Raw genomic sequence first — 20,966 nt, 5'->3', positions numbered from 1 at the left:
TCTTTCCGTTTGAAGTCTATGGCGGGGAGGAGTTTTTTCCTGTATTGTGGAAGTAGTTAATGGAAGTAATTTTCTTTTTGGCATATATTTTAGAGGGAAATGAAACATTCCATTGCATTCATTCGTAGGAATATAAAGATGTCTTAAGTCAGGAGTCGATCCAAATATGAACCCGATTTTGTCGTTTCTTATCCGCTCATCTGCGGCCGTCCCAATAACCATCTTAACGTGGCTGATCAGCTATTTTCCTTTTGACCAAACCTTTTGGGCAGCAACGGGAATCGCCTTAACAACAGGAATGCTTACTCATTTTATTCTTGGCATTGTGATGAACACCCGCTTTTTAAAAAAGCATCAAATATCCAGAAAAGAATATCGGTACATAAGGAAAAACCTTATGGAAGCCAAACAGAAAATCAATCGCTTGAATAAAAACCTATTTTCGATTCGCGATATTTCATCTGTCAAACAAAGAATTGATCTCATAAGAATTACAAAAAAGATACACAAGATGACAACCAAAGAACCGAAGCGTTTCTACCAAGCGGAGCAGTTTTATTTTTCCCATTTGGACTCCATTGTGGAACTTACCGAAAAATACAGCTTTCTATCTTCCCAGCCGAAAAAGAACATGGAGATGGGCCAATCTCTCATCGAAACCCGTCATACTCTTGATGAACTCACAAGGGTAGTGGAAGAGGATTTGTACAAAGTGATTTCAGATGACATTGATCACTTGAATTTTGAAATTGATGTTGCAAAGCATGCTCTCAATAAGGAAAAGAGCGCTAAATTCCCGGAAGAAAATAGGTGGCTAAAATGACCGAAAACAACCCAATTCAACCAAGTAAAACTGGTAATTTATTAGATGATATCCTTGCTGATCCTTTTGGAGGTCAACTGGAGACGGCTAAAAGTCCAATCCAGCAAACAAGCGAGGTGAAACCTGTCAAATTAATTGATGTGATTCCGGAAGAACATCGGGCCAAGGCTTATCAGATTGCCGAGCAAATCGATCCTACAAACCATCAGTCGATGATTCAATATGGTACCCAAGCCCAAGGTAAGCTGCTATCATTCTCACATACGATGCTTGAACATGTGCAGAAACAGGATGTGGGGGAAATCGGGCAGATCATTAGCGATTTAATGAAGCGGCTGGATGAAGTGAATCCCGATGATTTGAAGGATGGGAAGCCATCCTTATTTGCTCGTATGTTTGGAAAAATTTCAAGCTCGGTTCAAGAAGTGCTTTCCAAATATCAAAAAACGGGTGCACAAATTGACCGAATTAGTGTAAAACTAGACCGCAGCAAGAATGTCTTGATGTCCGATATAAAATTGCTCGAACAGTTGTATGAGACCAATAAGGAATACTTCCATGCCTTGAATGTCTATATTGCTGCTGGGGAGATTAAGCTGGAGGAAATGCAGGAAAAGACGATTCCTCAGCTGAAAAAAGCAGCGGAACAGACCAATGATCAAATGAAGTTTCAAGAAGTGAATGATATGATCCAGTTTGCGGATCGGTTGGATAAACGTCTGCATGATTTGAAATTAAGCCGAGAAATTACCATTCAAAGCGCACCGCAGATTCGTTTGATTCAAAATACGAATCAAGCGCTTGTGGAAAAAATCCAATCTTCGATCATGACGGCGATTCCATTATGGAAAAATCAAGTCGCGATCGCCTTAACCTTAATTCGCCAGCGTCATGCGGTTGAGGCGCAAAAGCAAGTTTCGAAAACAACGAATGAGCTGCTTTTGAAAAATGCAGAAATGCTAAAAACCAATACCATCGAGACGGCGAAAGAAAACGAACGAGGAATCGTTGATATTGAAACCTTAAAGAAAACACAGGAAAGCCTGATCACTACACTCGAAGAAACAATGCGAATCCAAGAGGAAGGCCGCCACAAGCGCCGCATAGCCGAGCAGGAACTAGCGTCAATGGAAAACGACCTTCGATTAAAACTACTAGAGATAAAAGGGAAATAAAAAATAGGCCCTCGCTGCAACCAAACATGTGCAGCTAGGGCCTATTTTATTAAAAATGATTTTGGTGTCAGGCACCAAAATCAAAATCAAAATCAAAATATATCAGTTATTCACTTATTCACAACGGTGGCGTCCACATATTCTTCAAGCGTGATGCCGCGTTCCATGATTTCTTTGGCGATTGTTTTACCGACGTAGCGTAGATGCCATGGTTCATATTGATAGCCGGTGATGTCGTCTTTGCCTTTCGGGTAGCGGATGATAAAGCCATATTCCGCTGCATGATCTTCGAGCCAAACCGCTTCATCAGTACCCCCGAAGCAGTCCTCGGCGGCACATTTGCCATCCCCGCCCGTAACATCAATGGCAAGGCCGGTTTCATGTTCGCTCGTTCCTGGAACGGCACTATATTTTCTTGCTGCCTCATATCCATCTTGGTTCACGTAGTGGTTGAACAACGCTGCTTGGGTAGCATGTGACCTGTAGGCCGACACACCTAACAGATTCACGCCCTGTTGTTTTGCGCCGGCAAATAATTTTTCAATTGCTGCACCGGCATCGGCTCTCATTTGCCGCTTTTCTGACTTTTGTTTAAAGGTAAAGGGGATATCTGGATAAATTAAATCGCTTGGCTGGAATTGATCGGGCAGTTTATTGCTTTTATTCACAAGAACAGGTATAACTTCTTGGGAGGAAACCGCTTGACTGCCAGCATTTTGTTGATGATCTTCAGCACGAGGAGAACTTTTCTTCGTCAAGTTCCCTTCATCCTGCAAAAAATGAAGTGTCCCTGTGCAGCCTGCTAATGAGAGTGTAAACACAACAAGAAATAGAAAAACATACCGTATCTTAAACATAGTCATAAATTCACCCCAGTAACATCATGGACAGGAACATAGACTTTAAAACGTTCTTTTTTAACTCTTGTCCCTATAAATGGTATAAGCGTGGCTTGTGAACTTTAAGTATGCGTCAACCAGCCCATCTATCATTTAGCTGTAAAAAAGGTAGAATAAGTTACCAGAAATTGATAGATTGTGGGTCTAAAGGCACTTTTATTTTATAAATTAGTTGCTTATATTCTAAATAAACACATAAATCGTACGAAACGGCAAAACCATTGAAAAGTGGTGACGCAAAACTATAGGGGCTAAGGTTTTAAGAACGATGCTTGCCAGTTACCGAACACGATCACTCCTGCGATTTATGTTCATCACTAATGAGGGGGATTTTTTGTGTTGAAAATGTTTATAAAGTGCAAATATTACTATCATTTACTCCAGCACCGCCACAATGAACTATTAAAGCAAGACTGTCTGGATGAGGAATTAAGAGCAAAGCTAATAGTTAAAGCAAGTTATCATAATAGTAAAGCATTTGAATTCGCCCTAAAAATGTAAGTGAAACCATATATGTAGAGAAAGCCAGTATTGTGATACCGGCTTTTTTTACGTTTTATGGTATAAAATACTTCCATAGGACAACCATTACAGGTAGAAACGTTAATGGCTGAGAGGGGATTTACTGAATGTACAATCGGACAAAATTTAAAATCATGAAACCAGTGAATGAGGTGTTTGAGGCTTTCGTGGACCCTGAGAAAATCAAGAATTTTTGGTTCTCATCAGCTGCAAGATGGGAACAGGGCCAGACCGTCACACTTAGATATGAAGAATACAATGCCGAAGTAGTTATTGAAGTCATCGAGGTCTTGCCCAACAAGAAAATTGTGTACCGCTGGGGCACAGATGGGAAAGGAAATATAGTAACGATTTCACTCGAAGAATTGGATTCTTCAAGCACCATCATTGAGATTACCGAAGAAGGATTTAGAGAAGATGACGACGAGTTCATGAGTAATCTTCTGGATAATAAAGAAGGCTGGGTCTTTATGCTGACCTGTCTAAAGGGATATTTGGAGTCTGGTATTAACCAATTAAGGGGAGCCATCGTTAAATAATGAAAGCAGCTTGGAGAAATCCAAGCTCTATTTAGTTAAAGTGAGTCTGTTGCTACGCACATCATTTACTCAAGACTTTGAACAAACTAACAATGAAAGCAGGCTCGTTCAAACAGTTGCTATGCGACAAGAATGTTTTCGGCAAAATCCTATAGAAATAGTTTCCATCAACATCGGGCACCCTATAAAAAAAGGGGGTGCCGCGATGAAGCAGAATGAAGAGAAAACTAGTGAAGGCTTAAATGAAATTTTTGAAATCATTAATGCAAAAGGTGACACGGGAGAGTTAAAGGAAATTGTGGATCGATATGACAGTGAAAATCCGGCAGAAGACTCGAATAGATAATGACAAAGGCCTAGCCATTTCGCTAGGCCTTTTGTAATGGGGAATGTGGATAATATTAATCGATACTGTGGATATATTAATATGAATTGTGGGTAAAATTGTTAATTTTGTGGATAAAACTGTGAGTTTTGTGGATAATTTCATCGATTGGTATGTATATTGAAAAAATTCATAATTTATTCACATTATCTGTGAATAAATGTTGAAAAATTGTGGATATTCCCGCAATTCATGTGCATATAATCAGTATTAATGTTGATAACGTTGTTAATATCTGCAAATTTAAAAGAAAAATTTATTAAATCATCGGCTATCGAGGTTTCCCGACAGCCTGAATAGCTTTCAAATAATTGGGTCAGTATAATTGTTCAAAGCTAAAATTAGAAATGAATATCAAAAGTATTCATAAACCAGCTATCATCATACTTACGACGATTAAAGTATAACTCTCGTTGTTTTAGTACGTTTGTTTTCAGAACCTCTGATTCTATTATAATGGGGTCACAATGTTTAATCAGCCCTCTGCATTTTTCTATTCGCTCTTCAGAAAAATGACTAAAGGCCATTCTCATCATATTAAAGTAAAAATCATCCCAACTTACCGTGTAGGGGTGTATAGAGCGGAACACATGCAGGATTTTCACTGCTGGCTCCACATAGCAACTATATCCAAACAGCCACAATTTTATTGAAATCTCGACATCCTCATAACCCCAAACTCTTAATTCGCTGTCAAAACCACCAATATCAGTAAACACTTCCTTGGATACTGCTAAACATCCTCCCGGCAGGATCGCAGTTGGAAAAAGCTCCTTTTTATCCAAATGCCATTGAACTTCTAGTGATTCATTTAAGGATTGTCCAAATCCAGGAGTCATAGGATTACTTACGTTGGCAATCCCGGGAGCTGCAGCATCTGCAATCCCCTTTTGCAAGGGGTCTAGCAGGCCTTCTATCCAGTGATCTTCAAAAAAAAGGTGGGCATCACAAAAAATCAGATAGGATCCGCTGGCATGTTGAACCCCTAGATTTCTAGCACATGCTGCTCCAATGCCTTTACTGTTTATAAGTTTTATTTGTTTTGTTCCATAAGAGGAGATAAATTCACAGCAATTGTCTGTTGATCCATCGTCCACTACGATGATTTCAAAAGGATACGCTGTTTTAACCTGAAGTGCGGACTCAATAGTATTTCTAACATTGCTGCCTTCGTTTTTAACGGGAATAATCAAGGATACCATCGGATCCTCAATATTTTTCATTAGATCACCTTTTCTGATTTTATTCGATAGAATAACCATTAGAAAAAATAAACGCATAAGGTTTATGTAGCTAACCAAAGGATGGACCTTTGGTTAGCTTTCGCTATCATGTGGCAGCAATTAGCATCTTACTAGAGTAACTAGAACATCAGTTGGAGTTAAAGCAACAATATCAACGATGTTAAAACCATTAGCTACTAGACAGCTGATAAAAGCTGTAGCAGCAGGTACTGGTGCAGGAGTTGGGGTTGGAACTGGTCCTGGAGAGATAGGAGGTAAACTACATGGAAGAATACTTCCAGCTACAAACACAGAAAGTACAGCATCGTTAGTTGGATTAAATCGTAAATTTACTACATCACCTGCACAACCACGACGTCTTCTAGTTCCAGTAGTTCCAGTAGTTCCAGTAGTCTCAGTCCCTGCAGTTTCAGTTCCATTATTAGTCCCTTTACCTTTTCCTTTTGCCATTTAAACACCTCCTTTTATAGTAAGTTAATTAATTTGTTCACTATATCTTATTTACATTTTCCATAGCGGTACAGGCTATATCCCCAAAGCAAAAACACATTTTTTAATTAAGTTTTAAGTTTCACATAAACAGCATTGGAAAATATTAAAAATCATCTATGGAGGATGACGCTGTTAGGATGCAAATTTAATAAATTATTGCAGCTTACGGTGGATACTCCCTTTAAATTCTTTAAAACAATTTTATCTTTGTCCAATTTTCAAAATTTTGTAGAATGACACAATCAAATGACAATATACTTCATATAATTTATTGTTACTATTTTACAAAAATGGAGGTGATTAATTTGGCAAAACAAATTGTTGATTTTAACGCAAGTGTTCCTAGTAACTTTAGTCAATCTTTAAACCGGCCGCTTCCCGCTGCTCCTGCGAATATTACGCTTGCTGCATTTGGACTTGCTGTACTCGAACCCGGAACCAATGTGTTATTAATTGGAACAGCAGAGTTCACTGCATCTTTGGGTGCTCCACAAATAGTAATTCGGATATTCAGAAACACAGCGGTAATTGGTACAGTTCGTGTTGAGACTCTAGCGCTAAACGAAGTGAGAAATACAACCTTCCAAATCGTAGATCTAAACGCACCAGTTGGATATCATAGCTATAAATTCACGGCTGAAGTAACAAATTCACTTATTACTAACCAAGCTTCCGCTGTTGGTCCTATCACGTTTTCAGGAACATCGATTTTATAATAGTGGAGAATCCCTAGAGTTTTTCTCTAGAGATTCTCTTTCAGTTAGGAAAAAAGACAAAAAGCATCCACAGATTTGGATAATAAATACAACAGTATCTCAAAAGTTACGAAAAGGGAGTTGAATTTCAGTTCTTTTTTTCTAACTTTTGATTCCTCAAAAGAGAAGGTGGTAAAACTTCATGAAAAATGAGTCTAATCCAATGGTATCGGTTATCATGCCCTTTTATAATTGTTCGTTCGTAAACCAAGCAATTGAAAGTGTCTTAAATCAGACCTATTCGAATATAGAACTGATCGTAGTCAATGATGGATCAACCATGTATGATGATCTAATAAAACCCTACCTCTATTTACCGCATGTCAAATACATTGAAAAAACAAATGGCGGTACAGCAAGTGCCTTAAATGAAGGAATTCGCCTGGCAACAGGTGAAATTTTTGCCTGGTTGAGTTCTGACGATCTATTTGATAGTAGAAAAGTGGAGGAACAAGTAGCCTTTATGATCAAAATGAATGCAGATGTCAGCTATACAAATTATCATCTTATCAATGAATACAATCAGATTATCCATGAAAACGCAGGGATCCATTTTGAACATGATGATGACTTCCTAACAAATTTAACAAAGGGTTGTCATATTAATGGCTGTACGGTTATGGCGAATTTAAACATTTTTAGGGAGATTGGCTTCTTTAATGAAAATTTGCGTTATGCACAGGACTATGATATGTGGTCCCGAATGGCACAACATTATGTTTTCCATTATTTAGATAAACCGCTTGTCAAGTATAGATACCATCAGTCGATGGGTTCCATATTACATCAAAATGATCAAATACAAGAAGCAGAAAATGTTAAAAATAAATACAATGAGTTACTAATCAATGCAATAGGCAGAAGAAATCAACAAAAATTAGCAACATTTCGACAGGAAAAAAAAATTGATGATTTTAATGTTAGTGTCTCGAGTAATTTTAGTGATTCTCTCCAGCTCATTATTCCATCCTCTCCAGAAAATATAATTCTTGCTGAATTTGGCCTAGCAATGATGAATGAAGGAACGAGAGTTCAGCTTATCGGGACAATAGAGGTTGCCGCTCCTCAAAGTAATGTTGATATTCTATTTAAAGTAGTTCGAGATATGGAAATAATCGCTACTATCAAGAGAAAAGTAAAATTCGGACGTGATTACCAGAATTTTACCTTTCAAGTGATCGATCTTGGTGCTTCAATCGGTTATCATCGTTATTTGATAACGGCTGAATGTATCAATACAGAGTCTAATCAAACAGCAGTTCGTGGACCTGTTACATTTTCGGGATTATCCCTTATCTAAGGAGTACCTTATTGGTATTAATCCTTTTCAATTACTTAATTTCCCTCAATCTCTAATTCTATTAGCCAAAAGTAAATTATCTTTGTAACAACATTAAAAAGGGTGCCAGATTATTTCTGACCCCCTTTTTTTATTTATTTTGTAGAATTTGTAAAATAGCCTGTTCAAAAGCAGATACGCTTTTTTCCCATGTCCACTTGGCTGCTTCTTGCTCCCCAGCAGAGGCTAATCTACTCCTTAATACCGGATCGTAGATAAGACGCATAATATCCTGAAAAAGACGATTTTCATAACGGTAAGAAAGCAGACAATTTTCTTCGTGACGGCAATAATCGAGATTGCCCCCGGCATAGGTGGTTACCAAAGCGGCACCGCATCTCATGGATTCAAGTCCAGGCAGACAGGCAGTATCATAGGTTGATGAATTCACAAAAATATCGGTATGGTTATAGTGATAGCATAATTCTGTGTCATTTCCCGGAGTGAAGAAACGGAAGGTGTTGCTGTTTTTTATTCCCTGCAAACTAGGAGAAGCGGCAAATTCTTTTGGAGGGCAAAATAGGTTAATAATGGCGTGGGGATAATGCATCTTGACTAATTTCAATTGCTCCAAAAGATATTCCTGTTCCCGATGCCATGAGTATCCCCCTTCCGGAATCCTTATAATTGCTGATATCTGCAGAGGGGCATTAGGATTACGTATATGAAGATTTTTAAAGGTTGGACTGACTCCCACTGGCACAATATGCCCCTTAATTCCATGATTTAAAAAGATAATTTGTTGCTGCCACTTGGACAAAACCAATAGATTTGGCATATGGTACGTACGAAATGTAACATTATTTTCTGGTAAAAAGGTTGGCTCGTAACATAAGCTTAGACGTACGTGGGTTCCTTTTCCATTTTCACTTGCTGATTGGGCAGATGGTACTATAGTATAAAAGTTCGATACGATGATATCGCTTTTGGGATAGTCGCTTTCTAATATTTCGTTCGTTGGCGTACGAATAACTTTCCCGAAAATATCATAATCAATGTCACCACTAGGCGGCATAAGAATGGTAACATCGTGACCTCGATTAACAAGACCATTCACTAGTTCAGCAAGCATTCGCTGAGCTCCGCCTTTGCACAAAGTTAAAATTGGGAACGTGATTTTCAAATTTATCCTCTCCTCTTTGATAGGATGTTTATAGTCAATCGATTCTTTACCATTTAACTTCCCATCCTTTTTTCATAAATGGATTCTATTGCTTTTATCATCTCCGATAAATAACGTGCCTTTGTGAAGTGCTGGGCACTTTGCAAACCACCTTTAATAAGTTTTTTTGCTAGCGTTTCGCTGAACATGATAGAAAGAATACCTGATGCAAGCGATTGTGGATTTTTAGGCATCGTAAGGAAGGCGCTCTCCAAATCTGTACAGAAATCTAACACACCTCCTGAGTTAGTGGTCACTACGGGTGTACCGCACGCCATGGCTTCGAGAGGAGGCAGGGAAAAAGCTTCGAACCATGAAGAAGAAACAAATAAATCAGCCGACCGATATAACTTGGCCATACCTTCTTCATCTTGGGCTGGAAAAATTTTATAGGGGATTTCTGGAAGAAAAAGTTCTCCATCGGGACTGATCATATGAACAATAAATGGCCCGGGATATTCTTTTTTTACAATTTTCATTGCTTCAGCGAAATCATTAAATCCTTTTAATTCATAATGTACTGCATCTCGTCCAATATATAGGATCACCTTGGGTTTGTTTGCTTCAAATTCCTTAGGCTGGGATCCGGGATGAAAAACGTTTGGATTAATTCCTAGATTGATGACTTGGCTCCTTTTGTTGACATGGTTAAAAATTTGCTCATCTAACCAGTGAGAAATACTGATGATGGGTATATCGTGTTGATAGGATCTTAGAGCTTCCGTTTTGTCTGGTACCCAGTACGGCTCGAATCCAAGGCTCAATCTAACGGTTTGTTCTGGCCATGCCTCAACCGAAGGGTGGACAGTCGTATAAAAATTAGTAACAATAATATCTCCATAAGGGATATACTCCTTCGACAATGACGGTATAAGTGTTAATTTACAACGGAGATCGTATTTAACGGTACCGGTATAAGGCATAACGATTTCAGTATCATGTCCACGATCAGCCAGTGTGTTAGCGATGTCGACAAGAACCTTGCACCCCCCGCCAACATGTAAATCTCCAACGGGAATGACGACTTTCATAATTTATTCGCTCCACTTCTTATTTAATTCAGTAAGTTATTATATGAAAATCTTATTTTTATTGTATATGTCTCTGCCTACATAGTGTTTTTTGTGTTCCAACCTATATTTCAGCAAAATAAAGTCATTTTCTAATTATCTTCGTATACTATCGTAAGCATGTTAGATTCATAGACAGTGCTTCTCGGTTATTCTAAAAAAATATTATTAAAAAAAGGAGGTTAATTACATGAATGAAAATATGAATCAATTGCCGCCATTTGTTATGTCTTCGGTTCCTAAAAGCGGAACTCATTTAATGCATCAAATTCTAAATGGACTTCCAAATATTACGAATGACATAAGTAATGCGGAAAAGAAATTTTTTATTGACCACCATGTGGAAAACATTAATATTTTTAAGGATCATTTTTATCGACTGGCCTATTTACAGCCAAATGAGTTTGGTTTAGGTCATATGTTTTACTCCGAACAGTACGCTTACATGTTAGAACGGTTAAAGCTAAAGCATATCTTTGTTTACCGTGATCCACGTGATGTTTTAATATCCTTAGCATACTTCATTCCGGCTAAATGGAATGAGCATCCTCTTTACCATAATTTCAACAATGAAAGAACAACTCAAAAGCAACGAATTATGGCATTGATAAAAGGAGTGGATGGACAGTGGCCTAGTTTTGATGCTTGGAATCGGCCCTTTTATCAATGGATGAAGGTACCGCATACTTTGGCTATCTCATTTGAAGATCTAATCCTTTCAAAAAAAACTAGACAAGCTGCCTTAACGGAAATCGTAAATTATCTTTGGGAGGAATTACCACTACCGGAACCTCTAGAGAGCATGATTGAGAAAATGGAGAACAATATTAATCCCAGCAAATCCAATACTTTTAGAAAAGGTAAAATCGGTGCTTGGATGGACGAGTTCGATCCTGAAATAAAACAAATATTTAAGGAGGAGGCTGGAAAATTACTGATTGATTCTGGTTATGAAAAAGATATGAATTGGTAGAAAGAAGCTTAAATATTGAAAAAAAGGAAGGAGAAATAGCATGTGTCTAATGATGTCCAATCTTATTATTTACTTATAGAAGAAGGTGATTTAGAAGATCTGCGGAGTGACATATGGAATGACATGCCTGTACCCGCTTATTTGACGGTAGAAGAAAAGACCTATGATATTGATATTTCGTACCGTGGTTCCTATACGAGGGAATTTCGTAAAAAATCGTACTGGATAGATTTCATCAAACCAAAAAGATTCTATGGTTACAGGGAAATTCATCTAAATGCTGAATACAAAGACCCTTCACTCATGCGCAATAAACTTTCTTTCGATTTCTTCCAGGAACTTGGGGTCCTTTCTCCAGAAAGTCAACATATAAATCTAACTCTAAATGGAACGTATCAAGGGGTCTATCTGCAATTGGAATCTGTAGACGATTTATTTTTAAAAAAGAGAGGCCTCCCTCCAGGTCCTATTTACTATGCTGTCAACAACAACGCGAATTTATCCTTGATGAGAGACAATAAGTTAAAACATTCCCTCCTTTCCGGTTATGAACGAAAAATTGGCAGTTATTCAGACGATGTATATATCGAAGAATTAATTTATAAAATAAACACCCCCCAATCTGATTTTCCACATATAATTATCGAGTATTTAAATATTGAAAAATATTTTCGCTGGCTCTGTGGAGCAGTTTGCACAATGAATAATGACGGATTCACACACAACTATGCTTTATATCGTAACAGTCAGACTGGATTGTTTGAAATCATTCCATGGGACTATGATGCAACTTGGGGAAGGAAGGTCAATGGGGGCATTATGAGGTATGACTACGTTCCAATTGAAGGTCATAAGGACAATCACCTACCCTTTTTTCTTCTGCAGGTACCTGAATTTCGTAAACTTTATCGTAATATGATGGAGGAAATTTTAGAGGTTCAGTTTACAGTCGAGTATTTGGAAGATAAAATCGTTTCGTTGCATCAAGCTATTCGACCTCACTTTCTCCTCGATCCTTATAAAAAGAAAAAAATAAGTATATTTGATTCTGAACCTGAATTTATCTTTCGATTTATCCGTGACCGTGGTATTTATTTGAAAAATCAACTCATGAAATTTGAAAAATAGAGTAAATCCTTAAACCCCGAGCATATTGGGGTTTTTATTTTACTGACATAATCCTATTGCACGTCTCTATAACGGTGGCCCTTTCTTGGAGTTGTAAATAAGCCTATTTTTCCAAAAAGTAGACTATTGTACTTACAAAAATTGTAAGTTGTTAATAGACTAATAGTGTGGACAAACACGTTAGGGGAAGCCCAACAAAAAGCAATAATTATATGTTGAAGTATTCAGAAAGGAGCTCACCATGGGATCGATTTATGTTAAAGATACTGGAAAATACGGGAGAGGGGTATTCGCTGTACGACCTATCAAAAAAGGTGAACTTATTGAGGAATCACCTGTTTTCGTATCACCTAAACGCGAACGTAAGTATCTCGAGAAGACTATTGTATTTAATTATTTCTTCAATTGGGGTAAAAAACACAATAAATCGGCTATAGCGCTTGGGTATGGATCCTTATTTAATCACTCGTATTCTCCGAACGCTATATTTTACAATAATCTGGAAAACCTAACCATTGATTTTTATGCTATTTCTGACATTCAAGAGGGAGAAGAAATTACTATCAACTATAATGGCGATCCTGAAGATAAATCACCATTATGGTTCGAGGTAATCGATTAATAGGTTTTAGTAAGCTGCATCACACCACCCTCTTTCTAGGTGGAAATTCGTATATCAGTAGTGTTTTCTATAGAAAACATGTTGCGAATAATAAAACGGTCTAGAACTATAAATTTTATTGAGCATAGATTATATTAAATCCAATTATTGGACCTGCTGTTACTTATCCGAATTCTTCAAAAAAACGATAAAGAGGTGGAATAAAATTGTTTAACGGTAAGACAATTCTGATCACTGGAGGGACAGGTTCATGGGGACATGAGTTAGTAAAACAACTTCTCCCGAAAAAACCAAAGGAAATCCGAATTTTTTCCAGAAATGAATTCAGCCAGGTAGAAATGAAAAGGAAATTTGATAATAAATTATTAACGTTTATCATTGGTGACATCAAAGAAAGGGAAGAGCTTACTAAAGCTTGTGCAGGTGTCGATTACATTTTCCATTTAGCAGCCTTAAAACATGTACCTGTCTGTGAAGCGCAGCCTGTTGAGGCATTGAAAACAAATGTAACAGGTACTCAAAACGTTATAGAAGCTGCACTAGCCAATTTTGTAAAAACGGTCGTATATATTTCAACTGACAAAGCCGCCAGTCCTTCTAATTTTTATGGGATGACTAAATCAATTGGAGAGAAACTGATTATACACGCTAACACATTTTCTTCTGATACTAAATTTGTTTGTGTCCGGGGCGGCAATGTACTTGGTACAAATGGAAGTGTGATCCATGTATTTAAGGACCAAATCAAGACGAAAAATCAAGTTGGTATAACCGATAACAATATGACAAGATTTTTTCTTACCCTTGAGGATGCTATTAATCTTCTTTTCAAAGCTACCTATGAAAGTATAGGCGGAGAAATCTTTGTGATGAAAATGCCTACGTGTAAAATTGTAGATTTAGCTCAAGTACTTATTGAATCCATGGGAAAAAAGGATGTTCAGTTTGTCCAACTTGGGATAAGGCCGGGAGAAAAAATTCATGAAATTCTTTTCTCCGAATATGAGAGTCAAACGACAATATATTTTGATGAGGATTATTATGTGATTCTACCAACGGTTGAGATTCAAGAAATAAAGGAATATTATGCAAAATATAAAGTTGTTGGTATGAAAGATTATCATTCTAACCAATCGCTAATGACAAAAGAAGAAATAAAAGCCCTGTTGAGAAAGGGCGGGTTTATCGAATGAAGGTATTAGTGTTAGGCGGAAGTGGAATGGCAGGTCATATGATTACCCAGTATTTTAGAAAATGTTCAAAACATACTGTTTTTTCAGCTAGCCGTAAGGTTACTAATATGGGTGACATTGAACTCGATGTCAGGAATCAAGGGAATCTGGAAAAAGTGATTGATACTTTAATTCCAGATGTCATCATAAATTGTGTAGGTCTATTAAATGAGAATGCTAGTCAGAATCCATTAGATGCACTTCTTGTTAATAGTATACTACCGCATACACTAACAAAGCTAATGAATCGGCATGGAGGCAGGTTAATCCACATCAGTACGGACTGTGTTTTTTCTGGTGAGAAAGGTAACTATGAAGAGAATGACCCGACAGATGGGGAAACAGTATATGCGAAAACAAAATCATTGGGTGAAATCATTGACCCTAAGCATTTAACGATTCGAACATCAATTGTTGGTCCTGAGATTAGGGAAAATGGGATAGGCTTGCTTCACTGGTTTATGCAGCAGAGTGGGGAAATTAAAGGATACACTAATGTTTTTTGGAACGGGGTTACAACACTAGAACTTGCTAAAGTGATTGATCAAATGATTGAGCAAAATATCTTTGGCTTATACCATCTAAGTGCTCCTCAAAAAATATCAAAATACGAATTGCTCAAATTTTTCAAAGAGGTATTTGATAAGCAGGATGTTATGATTATTCCTTATGAAACTGTTATGTCAGATAAAACCTTAAAAAATACCCGCAAGGACTTTCAATATCAAGTACCTGGATACAAACAAATGCTCGTTGAATTAAGAGATTGGTTGGATCAGCAGTGAGTTCACCCAAAATTTTGATAACTGGAGCGAGTGGATTTACTGGCCGTCATGCCATCGATTATTTTTCAAATAATGGGATGGAGGTTGTTGCTGTTGTAAGAACAAAAACTACATTCCAGCATAACATGAACTACCATATCGAAGAGTGTGACTTAATAAATGGACAGGCTGTAAACCAGCTTATCGAAAAAATTAAACCGGATTATGTGCTGCATCTAGCTGGTAGAAGTTCAGTGGAGGAGTCATGGAAATCTCCAGCTTATTATATAATGACAAATGTTATTTCTACTTTAAATTTGCTGGAGGCTCTACGATTTCATTGTTCTGAATCAAGAACAGTTATTGTGGGTTCGGCTTTGCAATTTGATCCTCGCATTACACCTAATCCCGTTCACCCTTATGGCTTTAGTAAGGGAATACAAATTTTGGTGGCAGAATCATGGAAAAGATTGTTCGGTTTAAATATCACGATTGCTAAACCATCTAACCTCATCGGTCCAGGATTTTCAAATGGTGTTTGTTCTGTATTTGCCCGAAAAATAAGTGATATGGAGATGGGCAAAATACAGCCAATTCTAGAGGTGTCTAATCTTACATCCGGAAGAGATTTTCTGGATGTAAGAGATGCAGTCCGTGCCTATGATTATTTGCTTAAAATGAATACCATAGAAGATGCATATGAGATTTGTACAGGAATAACCCGTCCCTTGGAACAGGTTATAAGTACCTTTCAGTCGCTGACAGAGATTACTCTTACAATAAAGGATAAAAAGGTTACTTCGACACAATTTAGTCCGATGATGGATAATAGTAAAATGAGAGCTTTACACTGGGAGCCGCTTATTCCTTTTGAGCAATCTTTATACGAAACGCTTCAATTTTACCGAGTGAACGAATCGAGTTAGTTATTTTTTGTGTTCTTAAGTTGAGGGCCTTTCACACTAGGAGAAAGGCTTGTTTTTATTGCTATTTTTTTTACTGTTACTCGGTAATCTTAGCTTTTAACGTGATGGAGTCCCCCCAAAACCATGTTGACCACTTTACTCGATACATTTGGGTCATCATATCCTTCAGGTAATTTCCATGAACGGCCAGACTGTATCATCAAATTCACGCTGTCTAAGATTGTTTTAGAATGAACACCGGAAATTACGTTACTTCCGCAGATAACCGTCTCAGGTCTTTCTGTACTATTCCTTATGGTCACCGACGGTACCCCAAGAATGCAGCTTTCCTCTTGAACCGTTCCACTGTCTGTGATGACACAGCGTGCATGTTTTTGGAGGTGGACGAAATCAAAAAAACCAAATGGTTGACTAAAGTGGATTAGAGGCTCTTGAGTATCGATCGCAAATTTTTGCATCCGATCACGTGTTCGTGGATGTACACTACATATAATCGGAATTTGGTGTTGTTTGGCGATGAACTGAAGCGCATCTACGATGTGACGGAGTCGTGTTTCATTGTCTACATTTTCGGCGCGGTGGGCCGTCACCACAATATATCCATTTGCAGTAATATTCAACTTCGTTAAGATGTCACTTTTGTCAATTTCCTGCATATAGTGCTGCAGTACTTCATAAATAGGATTTCCAGAAACCCAGATTCGATGATTAGGAACGCCTTCACGTATCAGATTTTCTCGGCTAAACATGGTATAGGGCAAATTATAAGTTGAAATGGAATCGATGGCCTTTCGATTAATTTCTTCGGGTACAGACATATCAAAACAACGATTTCCTGCCTCCATATGAAAGACTGGTATGCCCATTCTTTCACCGAGTAATGCACAAAGACCGCTGTTTGTGTCTCCGAGTAGAAGAATCTTATCTGGTTTCTCTTTGGTGATGATTTTTTCCATTTCTGAAAACATATATCCTACCTGTTGGCCAAAGGTATTAGAGTTTAAAGATATTTTGTAGTTTGGCTGCCGGATTCTTAATTGTTCAAAAAACACATCGCTGAGAGAACGGTCATAGTTCTGTCCGGTATGAACAAGGAAGTGATTTGTTAAAGCATCTAATTTTTGAATAATCAAGCTCAATCGAATGATTTCTGGGCGTGTCCCAAGTATTGTCATTACTTTCAAAAGTCTTCAACCCTTTCCCTTATATTGTTAGGGGAACGAAAAACTAACAAACATAGGATTAAATCTACTCCCCCTTGAAAATTTAAGAATTCAAATTTCAGAAATCTCTAACATTGTTTTTCTTTTTCGACTCATTGCTGGTGTAATATTAAAAATTATCATTCTCTAAAAATCCTTTTATTAAGGTTCTTATTTTTAACATATTTTAAGTAAGCCAGTCTTATGCAAGACATGATGCAATAAGCATTTTTTAATGAGGTGAAGGTCTACGGTCTAAGAACATAAAATAACCGTGAGATCAGACTTCTAAAATGAAGAGCATGAAACGGCTATAGGAACTTTGATATAAAGGGATGAAGGTATTGGAAAGTAATCGAGTATCCTTGAGAAGTTCTCTTCTGTATTTAACACGAATAAATTTTACCAAAAATAGGTGATCGGTTATTCATTTTGTGTTTGTATTTTCATAAATTAATATTATCAAAGGGAAAGAAGGTGAGTTATTGTATAAAGATAAAGTGTTAATCTTTGTGCATATACCGAAAACCGCTGGTTCCTCATTAAGCGGTATTATTTATACCAAGTACAATCCACATGAAGTTTTTTCTGTGAGCAATCCAGCATTGAACATAGTAAGTCAAATAAATAACAACACAAAATGTGTTTTAGGGCATAACCTTTTTGGTCAACACCAGGAGCTGGGACCCCGTATTTACGTTACAATGCTAAGAGATCCAATAGATCGTGTAATCTCACATTATTATTACATCAAATATATTCTAAACGATGATAGCATAGGAAAATATAGCCTAGGAGAATTTGCACAATTAGATGGGTTTCCCAACATGCAGACACGCTTTATCACTGGTGACAAACCAGACTTAGAACAGGCGATTAACAATTTAAAAACTTTTGCATTTTTTGGTATTACAGAGATGTTTACGGAATCTTTATTTTTAATAAAAAAGACAATGGGATGGAAAGATATTCATTATGTAAAAAACAATGTAAATCCCAAAAAACAAAAAAAAGAAACTATATCGACGGAAACTATTAAACAAATAGAAATAGCGAACAGTCTCGATATACAACTATATCAATGGGCGAAAGAAAATTTTGAAAATCGTTTAAAGAATTTAGATAGTACATCGAAAATAGAACTTGAAACTTGGAAGGAATCATTAAAATAAAGTACCTTTATTAACCGCCTTTTTGTTCTTCAACAAACTGGAGTGCATTAGTTGAAGAACATATAATAATTTTGTTGATGTAAAACTTAAATGTTGTAGTAGATGTCATATGTAGTACAAAAAAGGATAGATAAGACAAATATTAACTGTCTTATCTATCCTTCTCTTATGTTTAGTATAATCTGCAACATTTTATAAATATTCTCCTCTTTTTTAGGTGTTTTTAAACCCTTCTATCAGTACTTCAATTACTTCTGGACGGCTAAATTCTGAGGGAGGTGTTATTCCCTTTCGTAACATTTCACGGACCTTTGTTCCAGAAAGATGTAAATGATCTTCTTTGGAGTGAGGGCAGGTTTTACTTGAAGCCATGGTTTTGCACTTATTACAATAAAAACTGTGCTCAAAACAAAGAATGGTTATTCCGATTTCATCCTCAGTAAATTGTGAGAAGATTTTTTGTGAATCATAGGTTCCATAATAGTCACCAACTCCTGCGTGATCCCGGCCAACGATAAAGTGAGTACAGCCATAATTTTTACGAATGATGGCATGAAAAATTGCTTCTTTTGGGCCAGCATACCTCATGGCTGCTGGAAACACTGCTAAAAACACTCTGTCCATTGGATAATAATTCTTAAGTAGAACTTCATAGCTTTTCATTCTTATATCAGCAGGGATATCATCGGATTTTGTTTCTCCTACTAAAGGGTTAAGGAACAAACCGTCTACAATTTCTAAAGCAGATTTTTGGATATACTCATGCGCTCTATGGACAGGATTTCTCGTTTGAAACCCGACTACTGTTCTCCATTTATTTTTCTTAAACTCTTTTCTTGTTTCTAGAGGTGTTTTAAAAAATTGAGTAAAGTTTTCATTCTTGGGTGGAATTTTTATTAAAGAAATGGGTCCAGCGAGATATATACTTGGTCGATTAAGTAATTTTTTCACTCCTGGATGATTAGGATCAATTGTTTGAAACACTTTTTTGGCTTCTTCTAATTTATTTGGTACGTATTTTTCTTGTAATTCTAATACTCCGTAAACAACGTTTTTATAAGTTAACTTTACCTTTTCGCCAATTTTCGCCTTATCTGCTTCTGACTCAGTTACAGGGAGAGTAATAGGAATACTCCAAACTAAACCGTTTTTTAATCGCATCGATTGCAGGACAGATTGATAATCATCTTTCCCAAGAAAACCTGTGATAGGACTGTAAGCTCCGTTTGCTATTAATTCTAGGTCTGATAAGGCCATCGTATCTATTTCAATTTCATTGACAATAGAAGAAACATTATAGCTGGTGTCCGTTCTATTTATTAATTTCCCGCCGTGAGGAATACCTGATGTCAATATAATCATTCCTTTGTTTTTTTAATGAGTCCAACTTTGTTAAAAAGATGGGATGTAATGATTTCAACGCATTCTTGTATAGATAATACATTTGTATCAATGATGATTTCAGGATTTGTTGGCTCTTCATAAGGTTGATCAATACCTGTAAATTGTCTTATTTCACCTTGTCGTGCTTTTTTATACAGTCCTTTCGGATCACGATTTTCGCATTCTTCAAGGGGACACTTTACATAGATTTCTATAAATTCTTCCTTTATAAAAATGGATCTAGCGTTTTGGCGGTCCTTTTCATAGGGTGAGATTAGTGCAGCAAGAACCACCATCCCAGCATCAACAAAAAGTTTACCAATTTCCGCCGTTCTTCTTATATTTTCTTTTCGATCATCTTCAGTAAATGTGAGACCCTTATTAATGCCGTGGCGAAGATTATCCCCATCTAACAAATACACACTTACTCTCTTTTTATATAACTCAAGCTGAAGTGCATTGGCGATTGTCGATTTTCCAGATCCTGAAAGACCAGTAAACCAAATCATCAAACTTTTATGCCCATGTAATTTTTGTTTATCTTCTTTATTTACCGTTGATGTATGCCAAATGACATTTTTATCGGAATTACTATTTTGCAAGATTGCATTCTCCTTTCTACATAATATTATGTTTATGCTGTAATTAAAGAGTTGTCCATGATATATGATTCAGTTTAATTCATTTTTTTGGACATGTACTCGATAATTTTTTTAGGAAAAATGATTAGCGAAATTGTTCTTCAAAATCTGGTTCATCCATATTTTAATAATTTTGATTTTTAATAAATGGAAAATATTTTAGTGGACATTCCGATTTCGTGGTGATAATATATAGAAGTTGCCAATGAGACTATTAATCTTTCGGAAAAACATTAATTAGTTATTGACAACGATTGTGATTTGCGATAAGATATAAAAGTTTTCTTGTTAAATTGTTCTTTGAAAACTAAACAAACAATTCGTGCAAACAAACAATATTAATCATGTTTCTTCTATAATAATATGGAGAACATGAGCCAACGTAACTTTTATGAGCTAATCAACTTTCTTGGAGAGTTTGATCCTGGCTCAGGACGAACGCTGGCGGCGTGCCTAATACATGCAAGTCGAGCGAGACTCTTCGGAGTCTAGCGGCGGACGGGTGAGTAACACGTGGG

Annotated in this window: 22 protein-coding genes, 1 rRNA gene and 1 riboswitch; of the genes, 15 read left to right on the top strand and 8 right to left on the bottom strand. The window is 36.9% G+C overall.

Translation table 11 applies throughout. The annotated features are described in order from the left end of the window. Nucleotides 1–166 precede the first annotated feature (166 nt). Nucleotides 167–823 (top strand): 5-bromo-4-chloroindolyl phosphate hydrolysis family protein, encoded by a 657-nt coding sequence (locus M3610_RS17695; protein ID WP_251461062.1) that lies wholly within the window; start codon nucleotides 167–169, stop codon nucleotides 821–823. After that, on the top strand, nucleotides 820–1,998 hold the full coding sequence (locus M3610_RS17690) for a toxic anion resistance protein (RefSeq protein ID WP_251461060.1): 1,179 nt from the start codon (nucleotides 820–822) through the stop codon (nucleotides 1,996–1,998). Before M3610_RS17695 ends, M3610_RS17690 begins: the two co-directional genes overlap by 4 nt. A gap of 110 nt (nucleotides 1,999–2,108) precedes the next feature. On the opposite strand, the gene M3610_RS17685 is transcribed toward M3610_RS17690, so the two are convergent. Continuing rightward, nucleotides 2,109–2,855 (bottom strand): M15 family metallopeptidase, encoded by a 747-nt coding sequence (locus M3610_RS17685; RefSeq protein WP_251461058.1) that lies wholly within the window; start codon nucleotides 2,853–2,855, stop codon nucleotides 2,109–2,111. A 243-nt stretch (nucleotides 2,856–3,098) separates the two neighbouring features. Further along, a riboswitch (cyclic di-GMP riboswitch) is annotated at nucleotides 3,099–3,184 on the top strand. A 49-nt stretch (nucleotides 3,185–3,233) separates the two neighbouring features. Here M3610_RS17685 and M3610_RS17680 point away from each other — a divergent pair. The 3 genes from M3610_RS17680 (at nucleotide 3,234) to M3610_RS17670 (ending at nucleotide 4,304) form a co-directional block, all read left to right on the top strand. Next, nucleotides 3,234–3,398, top strand: a complete 165-nt coding sequence (locus M3610_RS17680; RefSeq protein WP_251461056.1) for a hypothetical protein — start codon at nucleotides 3,234–3,236, stop codon at nucleotides 3,396–3,398. 128 nt (nucleotides 3,399–3,526) lie between these two features. Then, nucleotides 3,527–3,958 (top strand): SRPBCC family protein, encoded by a 432-nt coding sequence (locus M3610_RS17675; RefSeq protein ID WP_251461055.1) that lies wholly within the window; start codon nucleotides 3,527–3,529, stop codon nucleotides 3,956–3,958. Nucleotides 3,959–4,163: 205 nt separating this feature from the next. Then, a complete protein-coding gene (locus M3610_RS17670; RefSeq protein WP_251461053.1) occupies nucleotides 4,164–4,304 on the top strand; it encodes a hypothetical protein in 141 nt (46 codons plus the stop codon). 380 nt (nucleotides 4,305–4,684) lie between these two features. On the opposite strand, the gene M3610_RS17665 is transcribed toward M3610_RS17670, so the two are convergent. Then, nucleotides 4,685–5,566 (bottom strand): glycosyltransferase family 2 protein, encoded by an 882-nt coding sequence (locus tag M3610_RS17665; RefSeq protein ID WP_251461051.1) that lies wholly within the window; start codon nucleotides 5,564–5,566, stop codon nucleotides 4,685–4,687. A 120-nt stretch (nucleotides 5,567–5,686) separates the two neighbouring features. Beyond that, complete coding sequence (locus M3610_RS17660) at nucleotides 5,687–6,037, bottom strand: hypothetical protein (protein WP_251461050.1); 351 nt, start codon at nucleotides 6,035–6,037, stop codon at nucleotides 5,687–5,689. 347 nt (nucleotides 6,038–6,384) lie between these two features. Between M3610_RS17660 and M3610_RS17655 the strand changes: the two genes are divergently transcribed. Further along, a complete protein-coding gene (locus M3610_RS17655) occupies nucleotides 6,385–6,795 on the top strand; it encodes a hypothetical protein (protein WP_251461048.1) in 411 nt (136 codons plus the stop codon). A 181-nt stretch (nucleotides 6,796–6,976) separates the two neighbouring features. Further along, nucleotides 6,977–8,134, top strand: a complete 1,158-nt coding sequence (locus M3610_RS17650) for a glycosyltransferase (protein WP_251461046.1) — start codon at nucleotides 6,977–6,979, stop codon at nucleotides 8,132–8,134. A gap of 130 nt (nucleotides 8,135–8,264) precedes the next feature. On the opposite strand, the gene M3610_RS17645 is transcribed toward M3610_RS17650, so the two are convergent. Next, nucleotides 8,265–9,296, bottom strand: coding sequence for a glycosyltransferase family 4 protein (locus M3610_RS17645; RefSeq protein ID WP_251461045.1), 1,032 nt, complete (start codon nucleotides 9,294–9,296; stop codon nucleotides 8,265–8,267). 53 nt (nucleotides 9,297–9,349) lie between these two features. Further along, nucleotides 9,350–10,366, bottom strand: a complete 1,017-nt coding sequence (locus tag M3610_RS17640; protein ID WP_251461042.1) for a glycosyltransferase family 4 protein — start codon at nucleotides 10,364–10,366, stop codon at nucleotides 9,350–9,352. Nucleotides 10,367–10,595: 229 nt separating this feature from the next. Between M3610_RS17640 and M3610_RS17635 the strand changes: the two genes are divergently transcribed. The 6 genes from M3610_RS17635 (at nucleotide 10,596) to M3610_RS17610 (ending at nucleotide 16,050) form a co-directional block, all read left to right on the top strand. Continuing rightward, nucleotides 10,596–11,378: a sulfotransferase domain-containing protein gene (locus M3610_RS17635; protein WP_251461040.1), complete on the top strand. Its 783-nt coding sequence runs from the start codon at nucleotides 10,596–10,598 to the stop codon at nucleotides 11,376–11,378. Nucleotides 11,379–11,420: 42 nt separating this feature from the next. Next, on the top strand, nucleotides 11,421–12,506 hold the full coding sequence (locus tag M3610_RS17630) for a CotH kinase family protein (RefSeq protein WP_251461038.1): 1,086 nt from the start codon (nucleotides 11,421–11,423) through the stop codon (nucleotides 12,504–12,506). A gap of 241 nt (nucleotides 12,507–12,747) precedes the next feature. Further along, entirely contained in the window at nucleotides 12,748–13,128 is a 381-nt protein-coding gene (locus M3610_RS17625) for an SET domain-containing protein (protein ID WP_251461036.1), read from the top strand. A 206-nt stretch (nucleotides 13,129–13,334) separates the two neighbouring features. Continuing rightward, the gene (locus M3610_RS17620) at nucleotides 13,335–14,321 is read left to right on the top strand and encodes a polysaccharide biosynthesis protein (protein ID WP_251461035.1); all 987 of its coding nucleotides are present in this window, start codon (nucleotides 13,335–13,337) and stop codon (nucleotides 14,319–14,321) included. Then, nucleotides 14,318–15,145, top strand: coding sequence for a dTDP-4-dehydrorhamnose reductase family protein (locus M3610_RS17615; protein WP_251461033.1), 828 nt, complete (start codon nucleotides 14,318–14,320; stop codon nucleotides 15,143–15,145). The genes M3610_RS17620 and M3610_RS17615 overlap by 4 nt, the downstream gene beginning before the upstream one ends. Beyond that, complete coding sequence (locus tag M3610_RS17610; protein ID WP_251461031.1) at nucleotides 15,142–16,050, top strand: NAD-dependent epimerase/dehydratase family protein; 909 nt, start codon at nucleotides 15,142–15,144, stop codon at nucleotides 16,048–16,050. Before M3610_RS17615 ends, M3610_RS17610 begins: the two co-directional genes overlap by 4 nt. A gap of 89 nt (nucleotides 16,051–16,139) precedes the next feature. Here the strand turns inward: M3610_RS17610 and wecB are convergent, their stop codons facing one another. After that, on the bottom strand, nucleotides 16,140–17,234 hold the full coding sequence (gene wecB / locus M3610_RS17605) for a non-hydrolyzing UDP-N-acetylglucosamine 2-epimerase (RefSeq protein ID WP_251461030.1): 1,095 nt from the start codon (nucleotides 17,232–17,234) through the stop codon (nucleotides 16,140–16,142). A 503-nt stretch (nucleotides 17,235–17,737) separates the two neighbouring features. On the opposite strand from wecB, the gene M3610_RS17600 reads away from it, so the two are divergent. Next, nucleotides 17,738–18,424, top strand: coding sequence for a sulfotransferase family 2 domain-containing protein (locus M3610_RS17600; protein WP_251461029.1), 687 nt, complete (start codon nucleotides 17,738–17,740; stop codon nucleotides 18,422–18,424). A 213-nt stretch (nucleotides 18,425–18,637) separates the two neighbouring features. On the opposite strand, the gene sat is transcribed toward M3610_RS17600, so the two are convergent. Continuing rightward, entirely contained in the window at nucleotides 18,638–19,786 is a 1,149-nt protein-coding gene (gene sat, locus M3610_RS17595) for a sulfate adenylyltransferase (RefSeq protein ID WP_251461028.1), read from the bottom strand. After that, entirely contained in the window at nucleotides 19,783–20,412 is a 630-nt protein-coding gene (cysC, locus tag M3610_RS17590) for an adenylyl-sulfate kinase (RefSeq protein WP_396953657.1), read from the bottom strand. The genes sat and cysC overlap by 4 nt, the downstream gene beginning before the upstream one ends. A gap of 442 nt (nucleotides 20,413–20,854) precedes the next feature. Here cysC and M3610_RS17585 point away from each other — a divergent pair. Further along, a 16S ribosomal RNA gene (locus tag M3610_RS17585) occupies nucleotides 20,855–20,966 on the top strand; the annotation flags it as partial.

The organism is Neobacillus sp. MER 74 (assembly GCF_023714155.1).
Note: the sequence above shows the minus strand (reverse complement) of the source record. Positions and strands in the feature narration are given on the sequence as shown.

Coding starts and splice junctions, on each gene's coding strand:
- M3610_RS17695 (WP_251461062.1), top strand. CDS start 167: ATGAACCCGATTTTGTCGTTTCTTATCCGCTCATCTGCGGCCGTCCCA.
- M3610_RS17670 (WP_251461053.1), top strand. CDS start 4,164: ATGAAGCAGAATGAAGAGAAAACTAGTGAAGGCTTAAATGAAATTTTT.
- M3610_RS17635 (WP_251461040.1), top strand. CDS start 10,596: ATGAATGAAAATATGAATCAATTGCCGCCATTTGTTATGTCTTCGGTT.
- M3610_RS17660 (WP_251461050.1), bottom strand. CDS start 6,037: ATGGCAAAAGGAAAAGGTAAAGGGACTAATAATGGAACTGAAACTGCA.
- M3610_RS17615 (WP_251461033.1), top strand. CDS start 14,318: ATGAAGGTATTAGTGTTAGGCGGAAGTGGAATGGCAGGTCATATGATT.
- M3610_RS17685 (WP_251461058.1), bottom strand. CDS start 2,855: ATGTTTAAGATACGGTATGTTTTTCTATTTCTTGTTGTGTTTACACTC.
- M3610_RS17625 (WP_251461036.1), top strand. CDS start 12,748: ATGGGATCGATTTATGTTAAAGATACTGGAAAATACGGGAGAGGGGTA.
- M3610_RS17675 (WP_251461055.1), top strand. CDS start 3,527: ATGTACAATCGGACAAAATTTAAAATCATGAAACCAGTGAATGAGGTG.
- M3610_RS17640 (WP_251461042.1), bottom strand. CDS start 10,366: ATGAAAGTCGTCATTCCCGTTGGAGATTTACATGTTGGCGGGGGGTGC.
- M3610_RS17665 (WP_251461051.1), bottom strand. CDS start 5,566: ATGAAAAATATTGAGGATCCGATGGTATCCTTGATTATTCCCGTTAAA.
- M3610_RS17650 (WP_251461046.1), top strand. CDS start 6,977: ATGAAAAATGAGTCTAATCCAATGGTATCGGTTATCATGCCCTTTTAT.
- M3610_RS17690 (WP_251461060.1), top strand. CDS start 820: ATGACCGAAAACAACCCAATTCAACCAAGTAAAACTGGTAATTTATTA.
- sat (WP_251461028.1), bottom strand. CDS start 19,786: ATGATTATATTGACATCAGGTATTCCTCACGGCGGGAAATTAATAAAT.